At 39.9% G+C, this 15,756-nt stretch carries 17 protein-coding genes; 3 read left to right on the top strand and 14 right to left on the bottom strand.

Annotation, left to right across the window (positions count from 1 at the left end):
- The first annotated feature begins 79 nt into the window (after positions 1-79).
- Positions 80-304, top strand: a complete 225-nt coding sequence (locus tag ACYQ35_RS00265; protein WP_459829016.1) for a hypothetical protein — start codon at positions 80-82, stop codon at positions 302-304.
- A gap of 116 nt (positions 305-420) precedes the next feature.
- Here ACYQ35_RS00265 and ACYQ35_RS00260 read toward each other — a convergent pair whose 3' ends face one another.
- Positions 421-933: a GNAT family N-acetyltransferase gene (locus tag ACYQ35_RS00260; RefSeq protein ID WP_009460432.1), complete on the bottom strand. Its 513-nt coding sequence runs from the start codon at positions 931-933 to the stop codon at positions 421-423.
- 12 nt (positions 934-945) lie between these two features.
- Positions 946-2,295 carry an MATE family efflux transporter gene (locus ACYQ35_RS00255; RefSeq protein ID WP_459829013.1) on the bottom strand — a complete coding sequence of 450 codons (1,350 nt, stop codon included), beginning with the start codon at positions 2,293-2,295 and terminating at the stop codon, positions 946-948.
- A gap of 146 nt (positions 2,296-2,441) precedes the next feature.
- Between ACYQ35_RS00255 and trxA the strand changes: the two genes are divergently transcribed.
- Positions 2,442-2,750 carry a thioredoxin gene (gene trxA, locus ACYQ35_RS00250; protein ID WP_459829010.1) on the top strand — a complete coding sequence of 103 codons (309 nt, stop codon included), beginning with the start codon at positions 2,442-2,444 and terminating at the stop codon, positions 2,748-2,750.
- Positions 2,751-2,898: 148 nt separating this feature from the next.
- Here the strand turns inward: trxA and ACYQ35_RS00245 are convergent, their stop codons facing one another.
- The 8 genes from ACYQ35_RS00245 to ACYQ35_RS00210 form a co-directional block, all read right to left on the bottom strand.
- The gene (locus tag ACYQ35_RS00245) at positions 2,899-3,570 is read right to left on the bottom strand and encodes a Crp/Fnr family transcriptional regulator (protein ID WP_459829007.1); all 672 of its coding nucleotides are present in this window, start codon (positions 3,568-3,570) and stop codon (positions 2,899-2,901) included.
- Positions 3,554-4,159, bottom strand: coding sequence for a ribosome biogenesis GTP-binding protein YihA/YsxC (gene yihA / locus ACYQ35_RS00240; RefSeq protein WP_009460428.1), 606 nt, complete (start codon positions 4,157-4,159; stop codon positions 3,554-3,556). Before yihA ends, ACYQ35_RS00245 begins: the two co-directional genes overlap by 17 nt.
- An 8-nt stretch (positions 4,160-4,167) precedes the next feature.
- Positions 4,168-6,489 carry an endopeptidase La gene (gene lon / locus ACYQ35_RS00235; RefSeq protein ID WP_459829004.1) on the bottom strand — a complete coding sequence of 774 codons (2,322 nt, stop codon included), beginning with the start codon at positions 6,487-6,489 and terminating at the stop codon, positions 4,168-4,170.
- A 70-nt stretch (positions 6,490-6,559) separates the two neighbouring features.
- Entirely contained in the window at positions 6,560-7,807 is a 1,248-nt protein-coding gene (gene clpX / locus ACYQ35_RS00230) for an ATP-dependent Clp protease ATP-binding subunit ClpX (protein ID WP_459829001.1), read from the bottom strand.
- A 59-nt stretch (positions 7,808-7,866) separates the two neighbouring features.
- A complete protein-coding gene (gene clpP / locus ACYQ35_RS00225; protein WP_009460425.1) occupies positions 7,867-8,448 on the bottom strand; it encodes an ATP-dependent Clp endopeptidase proteolytic subunit ClpP in 582 nt (193 codons plus the stop codon).
- 31 nt (positions 8,449-8,479) lie between these two features.
- A complete protein-coding gene (gene tig / locus ACYQ35_RS00220; RefSeq protein ID WP_009460424.1) occupies positions 8,480-9,766 on the bottom strand; it encodes a trigger factor in 1,287 nt (428 codons plus the stop codon).
- 88 nt (positions 9,767-9,854) lie between these two features.
- The gene (locus tag ACYQ35_RS00215; protein ID WP_459828997.1) at positions 9,855-10,520 is read right to left on the bottom strand and encodes a hypothetical protein; all 666 of its coding nucleotides are present in this window, start codon (positions 10,518-10,520) and stop codon (positions 9,855-9,857) included.
- A 10-nt stretch (positions 10,521-10,530) separates the two neighbouring features.
- Positions 10,531-11,082 (bottom strand): DJ-1 family glyoxalase III, encoded by a 552-nt coding sequence (locus tag ACYQ35_RS00210; RefSeq protein ID WP_009460422.1) that lies wholly within the window; start codon positions 11,080-11,082, stop codon positions 10,531-10,533.
- Positions 11,083-11,221: 139 nt separating this feature from the next.
- Here ACYQ35_RS00210 and ACYQ35_RS00205 point away from each other — a divergent pair, with 139 nt between their 5' ends.
- Positions 11,222-11,677 (top strand): CYTH domain-containing protein, encoded by a 456-nt coding sequence (locus ACYQ35_RS00205; protein ID WP_009460421.1) that lies wholly within the window; start codon positions 11,222-11,224, stop codon positions 11,675-11,677.
- Positions 11,678-11,693: 16 nt separating this feature from the next.
- Here the strand turns inward: ACYQ35_RS00205 and ACYQ35_RS00200 are convergent, their stop codons facing one another.
- The 4 genes from ACYQ35_RS00200 to prfB form a co-directional block, all read right to left on the bottom strand.
- Positions 11,694-12,905, bottom strand: a complete 1,212-nt coding sequence (locus tag ACYQ35_RS00200) for an aspartate kinase (protein ID WP_009460420.1) — start codon at positions 12,903-12,905, stop codon at positions 11,694-11,696.
- A gap of 42 nt (positions 12,906-12,947) precedes the next feature.
- On the bottom strand, positions 12,948-14,165 hold the full coding sequence (locus ACYQ35_RS00195; protein WP_009460419.1) for a homoserine dehydrogenase: 1,218 nt from the start codon (positions 14,163-14,165) through the stop codon (positions 12,948-12,950).
- Between the two features lie 5 nt (positions 14,166-14,170).
- Positions 14,171-14,608, bottom strand: a complete 438-nt coding sequence (locus ACYQ35_RS00190; protein ID WP_009460418.1) for an ACT domain-containing protein — start codon at positions 14,606-14,608, stop codon at positions 14,171-14,173.
- 23 nt (positions 14,609-14,631) lie between these two features.
- Positions 14,632-15,745, bottom strand: a protein-coding gene (gene prfB, locus ACYQ35_RS00185) for a peptide chain release factor 2 (RefSeq protein WP_147625464.1) whose coding sequence is annotated in 2 segments (ribosomal slippage) — positions 14,632-15,669 and positions 15,671-15,745 — 1,113 coding nt in all. Because the reading frame shifts where the segments join, the coding sequence is not laid out codon by codon here.
- Between the last annotated feature and the right edge of the window lie 11 nt (positions 15,746-15,756).

Genomic DNA, 15,756 nt, shown 5'->3' with positions numbered 1-15,756 from the left:
AAAAAGTTTCATACTCTCAAGGAAACTACAAAAATTTATAAAGCATATTAAACAAAATAGGGAAATGGAGGAAAAATATATGCTTTTTGAAGAATTGCTGAAAGACGAACGAGAGGTCGGGCGAAAAGAAGGCGTTTTCAAAGGTATGACAGATATTCTATTCATGTTTTTGTCTAAATTCGGAGTATTACCAGATGAACTTCAGAAAAAAATCAGTAAAGAAACAGATGAAGAAGTTTTAAAGAATTGGATACAAACAGCAAGCCAAGTAACTTCTCTAGAAGAATTCATTTCTAAAATGTAAACATTTCTACTAACCGCAAATCCTTTCACGTGGATTTGCGGTTATAAATAAACAATTCACTGCCTGTTCAGGCAAATATTCAAAGAAAAACAGAGGAATTCTATGTAAATATAAAATTATATTGTTTTTACCTCATATCCGTATTCTTTAAAAGATAAATCTGAATCGATCTTTTCCTCGTAGATTCCTTCTCTTTTCTTAAATCCTGCCTTTTCGTAAAGCATAATTGCAGGAAAATTGTTATCCACAACAAAAAGCCGCAAATACTCTCCACCTAATTGTTTTGTAAGCGAAATCGCTTCTTTTAAAGTAAGTAAACCTATACCTTTTCGCAAATGCTTAACATGAACACCTAATCGGTCAATATAGCGTACATCTGCATTTTCGTTCTCCCAGATAATGCTCTTTTCTCCCTCATGCAAAGAATTTAATGCAAATCCAGATAACATTTCCCCTTTGTCATTTACTAAAATATAAAATTGTTTCTTTTTTATATCCTCTTCCAAAAATTCACACGGATAAATTTCGTCCCAAATATATATATCATTTTTTTCCATTTCAGAAACAATATCTTTATACATCTCTTTTATCTGAGATATATCTTGCATTCCTGCTTCTCGTAATTTCATACTCTTTCTCTCCTATTCCTTAAATGAATTCAGCCAATTTGCCTTCTTATAATAAATGAAAAAGATAATCGAACTTAGTCCCCAGGTAATCGGATATACCCAGTATACAATATCAATTTTACCGACCAGTTTGCCGAAAACAACAAGTATGGTCACTCGGATAACACACCAGCAGATAAGCATGACAATCATTGGAACCATTGATTTCCCGGCACCTCTAAGTACCGCCGAAATTGCGTGAGAATATGCCAACAGACAGAAGAATAATGCCGCTGTTCTCGCCCTCGCCACGCCATACATAATTACTTCCGGATTACTGTCAAATGCTCTTGTCAGCGGCGAAGCAAAAATAAATATAAGCACTCCGATTAATTCCGCAAGAACGACTGTTGTAAGTATTCCAAACCTTGCTCCTTTTTTCGCTCTTTCTTCCTGCTTTGCTCCTAAATTCTGCCCTACAAAAGTCGTCAATGCCATTGTAAAACTTGTAATCGGCAAAAATCCAAAGCCTTCTATTTTAGAATACGCACCACACCCTGCCATCGCTGTTTCTCCGAACGCATTAATATTAGACTGCACAACAACATTTGCAATGGCAATAATAGAGTTCTGAATACCTGACGGTAAACCAATGCGGATAATCTGTCCCAACATTTCTCTGTCAAATCGAATTTTTCTCAGGCACAAACGATACTCTTCCTTCGTTCGCATCAGTTGCCCCATACACAAAAATGCACTGACAAATTGGGAAATAGTCGTTGCCAAAGCCGCAGCCCCTACTCCATAATGAAATCCTGCAATAAATACAAGGTCCAATACAACATTTATAAGCGACGAAATAATGAGATAATATAATGGGTGTTTACTGTCTCCAACGGACTGTAAAACCCCCACGAAAACATTGTACATGACAAATCCAAGCGAACCCATAAAATAAATTCGGAAATACGTAACTGACTCAGGCAGAACGTTCGCCGGCGTATCCATCAGAATCAAAATCTGCGGGGCAAAGAAAACTCCCACAATCGTTAGAACAACGCTGGCAGCCAATCCAAAGGCGACTGTTGTATGTACCGCCGTTTCCACTTTCTCCTTATTCCTCGCACCGAAATACCTTGCAATAACTACCCCCGCACCAATGGAAATTCCGTTAAAAAATCCAATCATCAGAAAAATAAGATTTCCGGAAGAACTGACCGCCGCCAGCGCACTGCTTCCCAAAAAGTTACCGACAATCAGTGAGTCCGCTGTATTGTACATCTGTTGAAACAGATTTCCCAAGAAAATCGGCAATGCAAAAAATGTTATCTTTTTCCAAATCGATCCTTCCGTCATCAAGTTCTTTGTCACAGTTGTTTCCATACTCATTCCTCCATTTCTATCTTTTTATTCTATCAAAAACTTATTATTTTGAAAAGTTTTTCATTTTATGTGACATAGTCACAGATAAAACAGGGCATAACAACTATAATAACCATAACAAATACAAAGGAAAAGGAGATTTTATTATGGAAGCATTAAATATCACAATAGATAATTTTGAAACAGAAGTTATGCAGTCAGACGAACCTGTATTAATTGATTTTTGGGCAACATGGTGTGGACCTTGCCAAATGGTACTCCCAATCATTAAAGAACTGGCAGAAGAAGTTACTCACGCAAAGATTTGCAAAGTAAATGTAGACGAGCAGCCTGAATTGGCAAAGAAATTCCGTGTACTCAGCATTCCTACGCTTATGGTAATTAAGGACGGAGAAATCGTAAAGCGTGAAGTAGGGGCAAAGTCAAAAGAAGAAATTTTAGAATTAATTGGCTAATAAAAAATGATGTCGGTTCATACTGATTTAAACTCTAAATCTTAAAATAAGAATCTCCCATAAAAATTCGTGTTTTACACTTGTTTTTCTTGGGAGATTCTTTTTTTCTTTTTTAACTATATTTTAGAGCGCTAAAGTCCCTTTTATTCTACAACAGTTTCTTCAACTTTTGTCTATCCACAATCTTAATACTTCCTCTGGAAAGTTCCACCATACCCTCTTTGGCAAAGTATTTCAGCATTCTAGACACTACCTCTCTTGCACTACCCACATATTTCGCAATCTGTTCATGCGTAAGTGAAAGATTATCTGTTCCCGTTTTTGCTGTTTCGTCTAATAGAAAAATCGCCAGTCTTCTGTCAAAACTCATAAACAAAATCTGTTCCATCGCCCACATCACGTCCGAAAATCTGTCTGCCGTCAGCCGCAGAGTGAACGCCTCCACATAAATATTTTTCTGACTTAATGCTGAATATGCCGGGGAATTGATAAGCAGCACTTCACTGTCCTTCTCCGCATCTACATGAACATCAAAAGTGATATTCTTCAAAATGCAGGAGGCAGACAAAATGCAGACATCTCCCTCTCCCAATCTGTATAACGTAACTTCCTTTCCTTCCTCCGAAAGAATATAAGTTCTAAGTTCTCCCTTTTTGATTAGAAGTACGCCGACACACTCCTGCTGGGCATTGTAAATATTTTGCCCCTGCTTATATTTTACTACAGCAGTATTTTGTATAATCATTTCCTGCTCTTCTTCTGTAATCTCATTCCAAAATGTAAGTGTTTCTTTTAAATAGTTTCTATTCTGTTCTGTCATCTTCACTTTCTTCCATCGTTTTCACTAAATCCCAGATTTCCTCTCTTCCCTGTTTTGTCACGGAAGAAAATGGAATTACTTTTGTACCCGGAACTAAGTTTAATCCCTGTTTTACCATTTTTACATGTTTTTGAATTTGACTTCGCTTTAACTTATCCAGTTTTGTTGCGATTATAATCGGATTGTAACCGTGATATACAATCCAGTCATACATCATTTTATCGTTAGCCGTCGGCTCATGACGTATATCTATCAAAAGGAAAACTGCTCTCAGTTTCTTTGATGTATTCAAGTATCTCTCAATCAGTTTTCCCCACTGTTCTTTCTCCTTCGGAGATACTTTCGCATACCCGTATCCCGGAAGGTCAACTAAATATAATTCTTTATTTACATTATAGAAATTTATTGTCTGTGTTTTTCCCGGTGTGGCAGATGTTCTCGCCAGTGACTTTCTGTTTAACAAAGCGTTAATCAATGATGATTTTCCTACATTTGACTTTCCTGCAAATGCAATTTCCATCAACTCCGTATCCGGCAGTTTGCTTGTGATTCCACACACAATTTCCAACTCTACATTTTTAATTACCATATGCCCTCCTACTCTTTTACAAGTGCAATTTCCAAAACTTCTCTCATATGACTTACCGGAATAATTTCCAATCCTTTTGTAATTTCAGAAGAGAGTTCTTCCACATCTCTTTTATTTTCAAACGGAACAATAACCGTCTTAATGCCTGCAACTTTAGCCGCAAGCAGTTTTTCTTTTAATCCTCCGATTGCAAGTACACGGCCGCGAAGAGTAATCTCCCCCGTCATTGCCACATCTGCTCGCACTTTTCGGTTTGTAATGGCCGAAAAATTGGCTGTCGCCATAGAGATTCCCGCCGATGGACCGTCTTTTTGTACGGCACCTTCCGGTATGTGAATATGAATGTCATGTTCCTCGAAAAACTCTTTCGGAATATCTTCATCGTTTGCAATGGAACGGATATAACTGATTCCGGTTTTGGCTGATTCTTTCATCACGTCACCCAACTGTCCTGTCAGCATAAGTTCGCCTTTTCCCTGCATCACATTTACTTCAATCTGCAGAGTATCCCCTCCTACGCTTGTCCATGCGAGTCCCCGAACAATTCCAACCTCATCTGTCTCATTTGCTTTCTGATAAGTATACTTCTCTTTTCCAAGATATTTTTCCAGATTACTCTCTGTCACTCTTATTTTCTGTTTGTTCTTTTCCAATATTTCCCGGGCCGATTTTCTGCAAATATCACCGATTCTTCTCTCTAATTGACGGACACCCGCTTCCCTCGTATAATTGTGGGAAATTTTCCATATTGCTCCCCTGCTTATCGTGAGCATATCTTTTTCCAAACCGTGTTTTTCCAACTGCTTTGGAATAAGATGCCTCTCTGCAATATGGAATTTTTCATTGTCTGTATAACTCGTCACCTCGATGATTTCCATTCTGTCCAACAGTGGTCTGGGAATTGTCTGCAATGAATTTGCGGTTGTCACAAATAATACTTCCGACAAATCAAGTGGAACTTCTAAATAATGGTCTCGGAATTTTACATTCTGTTCACTGTCCAAAACTTCCAGTAATGCAGAAAATGTATCCCCTTTATAATCTGTGCTGACTTTGTCAATTTCGTCCAGCAGCATAAGCGGATTTCTGACTCCTGCTGTTTTTAACGCATTTGCAATGCGTCCCGGCATTGCCCCCACATATGTTTTTCGGTGTCCTCGGATTTCCGCCTCATCTCTCACACCTCCGAGAGAGATACGCACATATTTTTTATGTAAAGCCTTCGACAGTGATTTTGCAATGGAAGTTTTCCCTGTTCCCGGAGGACCGACCAGACAGAGTATCGGACTGCTTCCCTTTGAAGTTAAAGCACAAACTGCCAAAAATTCCAGTATTCTCTCTTTCACCTGCTCCAGCCCGTAATGTTCACCTTCCAATATTTCTTTTGCATAATGAATATCTAAGTTATCCTCACCGGATTTGTTCCACGGCATTTCTAACATCGTTTCGATATATGTTCTTGTCACTCCGTTTTCTGCCGGACCGTTCATTGTATTGCGAAATCTTCTGATTTCTTTGCGGAGTTTCTCTTTCACTTCCTCCGGTGCGTCCAACTCTTTTACCGCTTTTGCAAATTCATCTGCATCTGAGATTGTAGAATCATCTCCCAGTTCTTCCTGAATGACTCTCAACTCTTCTCTTAACAAATATTCTTTTTGATGCTTATCTACATGCGCCTTTACCTTTTCCTGAAGTTCTTCCTTAATCTTCGACACCTGTATTTCATTTTCCAACTTTTCTACAAGAAGAAAATATCGTTTTAAAGCATCTGTTTCCTCAAGCAACTTCTGCGTATCTTCATAACGAAACGGCACATTTGCGCTGATTTCGTCCACAAGTCTTTTCAACTCATCGATTCCCGCGATCTGCTCCACAGTCTCTTTTGTCAACTTTGGAGTTTTCACCGCATATTGTAAAAACAGTTCCTGCAGCGTTCTAATCATCGCCTCCTGTTTTACAGGTTCTTCCTCCACAAACGGATATTCCTCCAAGACAGTGATTTCCGCCTCCAGATAAGGTTCTGTCTGTACAAGTTCGTTAAGTTTTGCTCTCTGCTCTCCCTCCACAAGTACGCGCAAAATCTTTTTCGGCATTTTCACAATCTGTTTAACAGATGCTACCACACCCATCTCATATAAATCGTCCTGAGTTACATTTTCCGTTTCTATACATTTCTGTGTCAACAGGAAAATCTGTTGTTCTTCTGCCATTGCCTTTTGGACAGCCTCCAATGACTTTTCCCTGCTCACGTCAAAATGTACGACTTCTTTCGGCAGAATCGTCATTCCTCTAAGCGCCACCATAGGCAGTCTCTTAATCTGTTCATTCATCTGTTTTCCCTCTATTCAAAAAGACGGCTCTCTGGTTGCCCATTAACGCCGTCTTAATTTCTTCTCAAGTTTATGCACTGACTACTTCCGTATTTTCTCTCTCATAAACCGGTTCCCCGATTCCCTGCACAACTTCTTTCGTAATTCTGCAGTATTTAATACTGTCATCTGACGGAACATGATACATCGTATCCATCATAATCTTCTCCATAATGGCACGCAGTCCTCTTGCCCCCGTCTTTCTCGCCAGCGAAGTTTTTGCAATTTCCACAAGTGCCTCTTTATCAAACACTAATTCAACACCATCTAATTCTAATAATTTCTGATATTGTTTTACAATTGCACTCTTTGGCTCTGTCAGAATACGAATCAATGCTTCTTCATCTAACATTTCAAGTGAAACTGTTACAGGAACACGTCCGACAAGTTCCGGAATAAGACCGAATTTCACTAAATCCTGCGGTAATACCTGTCCGAGAAGTCTGTCGATGTCATACTCATGTTTCTCTGCAATTTCCGCATTAAATCCGATGGATTTCTTGTCAATGCGTGTTTCGATAATCTTATCAATTCCTTCAAACGCTCCACCGCAAATAAATAAAATATTTGTTGTGTCTATCTGAATCAATTCCTGATGAGGGTGCTTTCTTCCTCCCTGAGGCGGAACGGAAGCGATTGTTCCCTCAATAATTTTCAAAAGCGCCTGCTGTACGCCTTCACCTGATACATCTCGGGTAATAGACGGGTTCTCTGATTTTCTCGTGATTTTATCTATCTCATCAATGTAAATAATTCCGTATTCCGCTCTTTGAATATCTCCGTCTGCCGCCTGAATGATCTTCAGTAAAATATTCTCCACGTCTTCTCCGACGTACCCTGCTTCAGTCAGCGCAGTTGCATCTGCGATTGCAAACGGTACATTCAAAACTTTTGCCAGTGTCTGAGCAAGCAATGTCTTCCCACAACCTGTAGGACCTAACATCAAAATATTACTTTTGTGTAATTCCACGCCCAAATCTTTCTCTGCCATAATTCTCTTATAATGATTATATACAGCTACCGATAAAACTTTTTTCGCTTCGTCCTGTCCGATTACATAATCATCAAGAAATGCTTTCATCTCCTCCGGTTTCAGCAGATTAATTTCGTCAAATCCATTGTCTTCCTCGTATTCCAGTTCTTCTTCTATAATTTCTGAACAAACATCAATGCATTCATCACAAATATATACACCATTCGGTCCCGCTATTAATTTGCGCACCTGTGCCTGTGATTTGTTACAAAATGAACATCTGATTGCCTCGTCCACTTTCGCCATACTTTCACCTCTTTTTTACACGCAAAGGAGATGTCTGCCAGACACCCCCTTTGTTCTTATTAGCGGCTTACAACTACTTTGTCGATTAAGCCATATTCTTCTGCCTCTTTGGCAGACATAAAATTATCTCTTTCTGTATCTGCAGAAATCTGCTCGAAACTCTTACCTGTTCTCTCGGCTAAAATTTCATTTAATTTCTGACGTGTTTTTAAAATATGTTCTGCAGCGATTTGAATTTCTGTTGCCTGCCCCTGTGCTCCACCTAATGGCTGGTGAATCATAATCTCAGCATTTGGAAGTGCAAAACGTTTTCCCTTTGCTCCTCCTGCCAACAAAAATGCACCCATGCTCGCAGCCATTCCTATACATGTTGTAGATACATCACATTTAATATACTGCATCGTATCATAGATTGCTAACCCTGCACTTACAGAACCACCCGGGCTGTTGATATATAACTGAATATCTTTTTCAGGGTCTTCCGCTTCAAGATGTAACAACTGTGCCACGATAATACTTGCCGACACATCTGTTACTTCCTCTCCAAGAAAGATAATTCTGTCTTTCAAAAGTCTTGAATAAATATCGTAGGAACGTTCACCGCGACTTGTCTGCTCAATAACATAAGGTACTAAACTCATCATGCTGCCTCCTTATTTGAAATACTATTGATTATTTTTCTACTGTGTTATCCACTACTAATGTTACTGCTTCCTGCACTGCAAGATCCATCTTCATCTGTGCTTTTTCATTTTCACCCATGAATTCTTTTAATTTTTCTACTTCCATCTTGTATGCTTCAGCCATTTTTGCTAATTCTTCATCGATTCTCTCATCTGTAATTTCGATGTTCTCTGCTTTTACAATTGCTTCTAACACTAATCTTGTCTGAATGCGTTTTACAGCCTGTGGTCTTAATTCTTCAAGCATTTTTTCTGCTGTCATTCCCGTAAACTGGAAGTACTGTTCCATGTTTAATCCCTGCTGCTGCATTCTCTGTGCAAAATCATCTGCCATCTGGCGTACCTGTGTATCAATCATTGCTTCCGGAATATCCATAGTTGCGTTTTCTACAACCTGTTCCATAGCCTGATCTTCTTTCTGTCTCTTTCCGTCAGCATTTTTCTGTTCTTTGATTTTTGCTTTGATGTCTGCTTTTAATTCATCTAATGTATCGAACTCAGAAATTTCTGCTGCAAATTCATCGTCTAATTCAGGAAGTTCTTTTGCTTTGATTTCGTTTACCGTGCATTTGAATACTGCTGCTTTTCCTGCTAATTCAGGTGCGTGGTATTCCTGTGGAAATGTTACGTTTACTTCCACTTCTTTACCTGCTTCTGCACCAATTAACTGTTCTTCAAATCCAGGAATAAATGCTCCTGAACCGATTGTCAACGGATAGTTTTCTCCTTTTCCGCCTTCAAATGCAACACCGTCAACAAATCCTTCAAAGTCTAATACAACTTCATCTTTATCCTGTACAGGACGTCCTTCTACTGCGATTGTTCTTGCATTCTTTTCCTGTTCCTGTACAAGTCTTTCTTCTACTTCTTTCTGAGTTACTCTGTTAGAGTATTTGTCAACTTTTAATCCTTTGTATTCACCTAAAGTTACTTCCGGTTTTAAAGCAACTTCTGCCGTGAAAATAAATGGTTTTCCTTTTTCAATCTGTACTACTTCGATTTTTGGCTGAGAAACGATTTCTAACTCAGACTCATCGTATGCTTTCGCATATGCTTCCGGAATGATTGCATTTGCTGCATCATCATAGAAAATTTCCACTCCGTACATTTTTTCTACCATCTGGCGAGGTACTTTACCTTTACGGAATCCCGGAATGCTGATTTTTCCTCTTTGTTTCATATATGCACCGTTAAGTGCTTTTTCAAATTCTTCTGCTGAAACTTCTACTGTAAGTTTTGCCATATTGTGCTCTAATTTTTCTACTTGTAAACTCATTTACCTTTTCCTCCTTATATGAAAAACGCCTTTTGGCTTTCTTCTTTCACACTCATTAGCGTAGTATATCATAATCTCTTATAAATTTCTAGTCTTGAATTGCATCTAAACGCAGTATTTTCGTGATTAAATCGGAGATTTCTTCCTCTTTTGGAGCAAATTCCTTATTTTCACCTTTTTTTATTGTCAGAGTAACCGATTCTTTCTCTCCGTAAGACGCTTCTGTGTATGCAGTTTCCAGCAATTCATATGACTGTGCCGTTATGTCCAGAAGCATCAGTTGAAGAATCTCTTCCTCTGTCCCCTTATACTCACCATGCTCAGATTTCTGTTGAATTTCCGCCATACTTTCTTTTAACATTGATTTCCATTTTACAAATATATCCGTCGGCTGGATTTCCACAGTCACTTTGTATTCATCGCTGCTGACTTTTTCTTCTTTTGTCACATTGTACTTCATGGAACGGAAAATTTCTTTACATACCTTATAAAATTTGTCTTCCATTTCTCCGCTGGCATTCAGCCCTTCCGTCAATCCCTGCGAGAACATCTGAATATACTGTTCATAATCTTCCTTCAGTTTTTTTGCCTCACTGTCTTTATCAAACTTAAGCAACTTCTCCGTGTCACCCTGAAATCTGTGGTCCAACAGTGCCTGCACATAACCTTTGGCGTCAAATTTCCCGCAGGCTGTCATTCCAATCATAAGGCTGCAGCACAAGATAATCACTATTCCCTGTTTTAATCGTTTCATTCTGTTCTCCTTATCCATAAATGATAGATTCTCTTATTTCTTCTGCCTTTTCACTTCCTGCAAGCAATTCCACAAGCGCCAGTGCAAACGGAATTGCCGTTCCCATTCCTCTGCTCGTCACAACATGGCCGTCAACGATAACCATATCTCTTATTACGTCCGCTCCGACAAGTCCTTCTTCCATTGCCGGATAGCATGTAGCCTTTCTCCCTTCCAAAAATCCCAGTTTTCCAAAAACGGTTGGGGCAGCACAGATAGCGGCAATATATTTTTTGCTTCCGTAAAATTTTCTCAGCAACGCTTCAAGACCTCTGTGTTCCTGCAAACGGATTGTCCCCGGCATTCCTCCCGGAAGAACAAGCATCTCGGCATTTTCAAAATTTGCCTCTTCAAACAACGTATCTGCCTGTACGTTTATCTCATGTGATCCATGTATCTCCTTTTCACCTGTCACGGATACCGTCTCAACCTTTATATCTGCTCTTCTTAATATATCCACAACAGTCAGCCCTTCAATTTCTTCAAATCCGTCGGCAAGAAATACACATACTTTTTTCTCCATATCTTTTTCCTCCTTATACAGATTACCTGCATTTTAGCAGACAATAGGGAAAAAAGCAAATGTTTACATTTTCTCCGCGCTATATTATGATATTCGTCAGAGAAAACATTTTTCATACATTAGAAAGGTTGAAATACATATGGAAATTGAAAAAAAATTTTTAGTCAGCCGTCTTCCCGAAAATCTTTCCGCTTATCCCCATCGGACAATCGAACAGGGATATTTGTCCACAGAGCCGGTTATCCGCATACGAAAAGACGGGGAAAAATACGAACTGACCTACAAATCAAAAGGACTTATGATTCGGGAAGAATATAATCTCCCTCTCACTCAATCCGCGTATGAGCATTTAAAACCTAAAATTGACGGACATCTGATTACAAAGGTTCGATACAGAATTCCTTACAACGAACGTCTCACAATAGAACTTGACTGTTTTTTAGGAGAATTTTCTCCGCTTATTTTGGCTGAAGTGGAATTTCCCGACGAAATGTCCGCCAATCATTTTCTCCCGCCGGACTGGTTCGGTGAGGACGTTACGTTTTCTTCCGACTATCAGAACAGTTCTCTAAGTCAAAAAGGCCCGCTTCTTTAAAGAAGCAGGCTCTTTTCTATTCCCCAAGGTTAAATTCTTCGTGAACGGCATTTAATGCTCTGTCCACATCTTTTTCATCAATCAACACGGTAATGCGGATTTCTGAAGTGGAAATCATCTTTATATTGACTCTTGAATTGTAAAGTGCCTCGAACATTCTGGACGCCACACCCGGATTGCTCATCATTCCCGCACCTACAATGGAGATTTTTGCCACATTCTCATCGTATCCGATTTCCTGAATTGTCAATACTTCTTTCTTTTCTTCCAACAATTCAATCGTCGCCTGTAAATCGTCCTGCGAAACGGTAAAGGAAATATCTTTTGTCCCGTTTCTTCCGACAGACTGTAAAATAATCTCTACGTTAATGTTATTTTTTGCAAGAGTGTGGAACAGACTGAACGCAATACCCGGCTCGTCTTTCACACCGATTGCGGACACTCTCGCCGTATTTTTGTCACCTGCCACACCTGTGATTAGCATTTTTTCCATTTTCTTCACTGCCTCCTTCACTATCGTTCCTTCTTCATTGTTTAAACTTGAACGTACAATCAGCGTCACACCATATTTTTTCGCCATTTCCACTGAACGATTATGAAGAACTTTTGCTCCCAATGTGGCAAGTTCCAACATTTCATCATAGGTGACTACCTCTAATTTTCTCGCATTTTTGACAACTCTCGGGTCTGCCGTATACACCCCGTCCACATCTGTGAAAATTTCACAGACATCAGCGTGCAATACTGCCGCCAGAGCGACTGCCGTCGTATCTGATCCGCCTCTTCCGAGTGTTGTGTAATCATCGTATTTATTAACGCCCTGAAATCCGGTTACGATAACAATTTTTCTATTTTCCAATTCATGTGTAATGCGGTCTGTGTCAATTCGCTTAAACCGTGCATTTCCGTACTTTGAAGTAGACTGCATGGAAATTTGAAACGCATTCAGGGAAATTGCCGGAACTCCCATCGCCTGCATTGCCATCGCCATAAGCGATACGGACACCTGCTCACCTGTTGTCAACAGCATATCCAACTCACGTTTTGTCGCTCTCGGATTAATATCTGTCGCTTTCGCAAGCAGTTCATCTGTCGTATCTCCCATTGCCGAAAGTACGACAACAACGTCATTTCCTTTTTGCCAATCTTCTATACAACGTTTCGCAACATTAAAGATTCTCTCTTTATTCGCTACGGAACTCCCTCCAAATTTCTTTACAATTAACATAAATTCCTCCTGCCCTCACGGTCAACTCTCACTAAAGTCATTCTATTCCTCCACACGCATCATATGCAGAATATTGGAAAACTGCGACGCTTTTTCTTCATAAACACTTTCTTTTATTTTCTCTGTCATAAATCCAAACTCACCTTCAACGTTTTCCAACACAATCGTTTCCGTCTTTCCGAATACCCCTTCAATTTTCTCAGCATATTCTTCCGGTGTGCCTTTTATTCTGACAAAGAATTTTTTCTCTGTATCCGCCTTGTCTGTCAGAGAAATCTTCTCGTTTGTCCATACAGGCATAACAGTTCTTCCCATGTTCTTCGCTGCATCTACCACATCTCCAACAACCGCACTTGCCGTAGGAAGTTTTCCAGCACCGCTGCCGTAAAACATCGCATCGCCCAACATGTTTCCTCGCACAAATACGGCATTAAATACTCCGTCCACATGATAAAGCGGGTGACTGTCATTTAACAGGCATGGACAAACCATAGCGCTTATCTTATCTCCGTCTCTTTTTGCCGAAGCAAGAAGTTTAATGGTTCTTCCCAGTTTTTTTGCATATTTCATGTCCGTTGCCGTAATTTCCGCAATGCCTTCCGTGTAAATTTCTTTGTAATCCACACATTTTCCGGAAATAACCGAAGATAAAATCGCAATCTTTCTGCAGGCATCATGCCCCTCCACGTCCGCCTCGGGATTTCTCTCCGCATAACCTTTGTCCTGTGCCTCTTTTAATACTTCATCATATTCCGCGCCTTCATTGAACATTTTTGTCATCATATAGTTGGTTGTTCCATTTAAAATTCCGGTAATCTCTTCAATTTCATCACCTGTCAGCGCCTGATGAAGAGAACGGATAATCGGAATACCTCCGCCTACGCTTGCCTCAAATAAGAAGTTTACGCCATTGTTCATGGCAATTTCCAAAAGTTCTGATCCGCACTGAGCCACCAATTCTTTGTTGGAAGTCACTACGCTTTTCCCGGCCTCTAAAGAACGTTTTACAAAAATGTATGCAGGCTCAACGCCTCCCAGCACTTCCACAACTATTTTGATTTCTTCGTCCTGAACAATCTGCTCAAAATCATTCACAATTATATTTTCTATCGGTGTACCGGAAAAATCTTTTCTATCCAAAACATACTTTACCTGAATCTCTTCACCCGCACGTTTTGCAATAATTTCCCTGTTCTTTTCCAGCACTTCCACAACACCTGAGCCCACCGTTCCGTAGCCCAATACTGCTATCTTTATCATCTGTATCACTCCCTGCCCACAATCTTTAAATAATGTACGCCTTCATTATTCTCTATCTCATTCACCATATCCGAAATATTTCCCGTCGTAGAAAGAATTTCCACACTGATTGTCAGTGTGGCAACTCTATTTAACGGTATACTCTGATGAATCGTAAGAATATTGGCTTTATACTTCGCAATCTCCTGCAAAATCTCAGCAAGAAGCCCCGGCATGTCGTCCATCTGAATTGCTAAAGTAATCGTCTGTCCCTTCTCATTTTCATGGAATGGGAAAATATCATCTTTATATTTATAAAAAGAACTTCGGCTCAGCCCTATTTTCTCTGTCGCTTCCTGAATCGTCATAAAACGCTCCGCCGCAAGCAATCTTTTTACCTCTACCACTTTTAGAAGTACCTCAGGAACTGCTTTTTTCTTAATGACATAGTAATTTGAATCCATGCCACACCTTCCTTTCGCCTTCATTACATCTCATCTTCATTCCGTTTTTTCAGGTATGCGTTAATAAACGGCTCTATATCTCCGTCCAATACCGCAGTTACATTTCCATTTTCCACATTTGTGCGGTGGTCTTTCACCAAGGTATATGGCTGCATAACATAAGAGCGTATCTGATTTCCAAATCCGATTTCCTTTACTTCGCCACGTATGTCTGATACTTTGTCAGCCTGTTCCTGCTGCTTGATCAGGTACAGTTTTGCTTTCAGCATCTGCATGGCTTTCTCACGGTTAGAATGCTGTGACCGTTCGTTCTGACACTGCACGACAATCCCCGTAGGTAAATGTGTAATACGGATAGCGGAAGAAGTTTTGTTTACATGCTGTCCACCCGCACCACTCGCTCTGTATGTATCCACTTTCAAATCATCTTCATTGATTTCAATATCAATCTCATCTTCTATGTCCGGTATAACATCGCAGGACGCAAATGAAGTCTGTCGTTTTCCCGCTGAATTAAACGGTGAAATACGCACCAGTCTGTGAACACCTTTCTCCGACTGCAGGTATCCGTATGCGTTTTCCCCATTCACTTCAAACGTAACGGTTTTTATCCCCGTAATATCCCCGTCCAGATAATCCAATACGGAAATGGAAAATCCTTTTCTCTCCGCCCATCTGCTGTACATTCGATAGAGCATACTCGCCCAGTCACACGATTCCGTTCCCCCTGCTCCCGCATGAAGGGTTACGATTGCATTATCTTTATCATACGGTCCTGAAAGCAGTGTATTGATGCGGATTTCCTCAAAATTTTTTTCAAACTGTCGGATTTCCCTGCGAATTTCTCCAACCATACTCTCATCGTTGTCCTCGTAAACCATCTCAATCAGCATTGCGATGTCTTCATAACTTGTGAGCAGACTTTCTGCATTCTCCAAAAAACTCTGAAGTCCTTTCAATTCACGCATAATCTTCTGAGAGGTCTCCGTATCCTCCCAGAATCCCGGCTCTTCTATTTTCTTTTGCAGTTCTTCCACTCTGTCCTGTTTTCCCTGCAGGTCAAAGTGAATCCCTCAATTCGTTTAATGGCTCTTCATAGGAGTTCATGACACTTTTGAACTGATCTAATTCAACCATATTTTCACCTC

The sequence above is a fragment of the Faecalimonas hominis genome, from assembly GCF_054660755.1.
The sequence above is the reverse complement of the archived record's forward strand: the minus strand, read 5'-3'. Positions and strand labels throughout refer to the sequence as shown.

Excerpts from the sequence above, each read along its gene's own strand:
- ACYQ35_RS00190 (WP_009460418.1), bottom strand. The coding sequence starts at position 14,608 with ATGGATTCAAATTACTATGTCATTAAGAAAAAAGCAGTTCCTGAGGTA.
- lon (WP_459829004.1), bottom strand. The coding sequence starts at position 6,489 with ATGAATGAACAGATTAAGAGACTGCCTATGGTGGCGCTTAGAGGAATG.
- ACYQ35_RS00210 (WP_009460422.1), bottom strand. The coding sequence starts at position 11,082 with ATGGAGAAAAAAGTATGTGTATTTCTTGCCGACGGATTTGAAGAAATT.
- yihA (WP_009460428.1), bottom strand. The coding sequence starts at position 4,159 with ATGGTAATTAAAAATGTAGAGTTGGAAATTGTGTGTGGAATCACAAGC.
- ACYQ35_RS00215 (WP_459828997.1), bottom strand. The coding sequence starts at position 10,520 with ATGAAACGATTAAAACAGGGAATAGTGATTATCTTGTGCTGCAGCCTT.
- tig (WP_009460424.1), bottom strand. The coding sequence starts at position 9,766 with ATGAGTTTACAAGTAGAAAAATTAGAGCACAATATGGCAAAACTTACA.
- ACYQ35_RS00205 (WP_009460421.1), top strand. The coding sequence starts at position 11,222 with ATGGAAATTGAAAAAAAATTTTTAGTCAGCCGTCTTCCCGAAAATCTT.
- clpX (WP_459829001.1), bottom strand. The coding sequence starts at position 7,807 with ATGGCGAAAGTGGACGAGGCAATCAGATGTTCATTTTGTAACAAATCA.
- ACYQ35_RS00255 (WP_459829013.1), bottom strand. The coding sequence starts at position 2,295 with ATGGAAACAACTGTGACAAAGAACTTGATGACGGAAGGATCGATTTGG.
- ACYQ35_RS00265 (WP_459829016.1), top strand. The coding sequence starts at position 80 with ATGCTTTTTGAAGAATTGCTGAAAGACGAACGAGAGGTCGGGCGAAAA.
- clpP (WP_009460425.1), bottom strand. The coding sequence starts at position 8,448 with ATGAGTTTAGTACCTTATGTTATTGAGCAGACAAGTCGCGGTGAACGT.
- ACYQ35_RS00260 (WP_009460432.1), bottom strand. The coding sequence starts at position 933 with ATGAAATTACGAGAAGCAGGAATGCAAGATATATCTCAGATAAAAGAG.
- ACYQ35_RS00195 (WP_009460419.1), bottom strand. The coding sequence starts at position 14,165 with ATGATAAAGATAGCAGTATTGGGCTACGGAACGGTGGGCTCAGGTGTT.
- ACYQ35_RS00200 (WP_009460420.1), bottom strand. The coding sequence starts at position 12,905 with ATGTTAATTGTAAAGAAATTTGGAGGGAGTTCCGTAGCGAATAAAGAG.
- trxA (WP_459829010.1), top strand. The coding sequence starts at position 2,442 with ATGGAAGCATTAAATATCACAATAGATAATTTTGAAACAGAAGTTATG.
- ACYQ35_RS00245 (WP_459829007.1), bottom strand. The coding sequence starts at position 3,570 with ATGACAGAACAGAATAGAAACTATTTAAAAGAAACACTTACATTTTGG.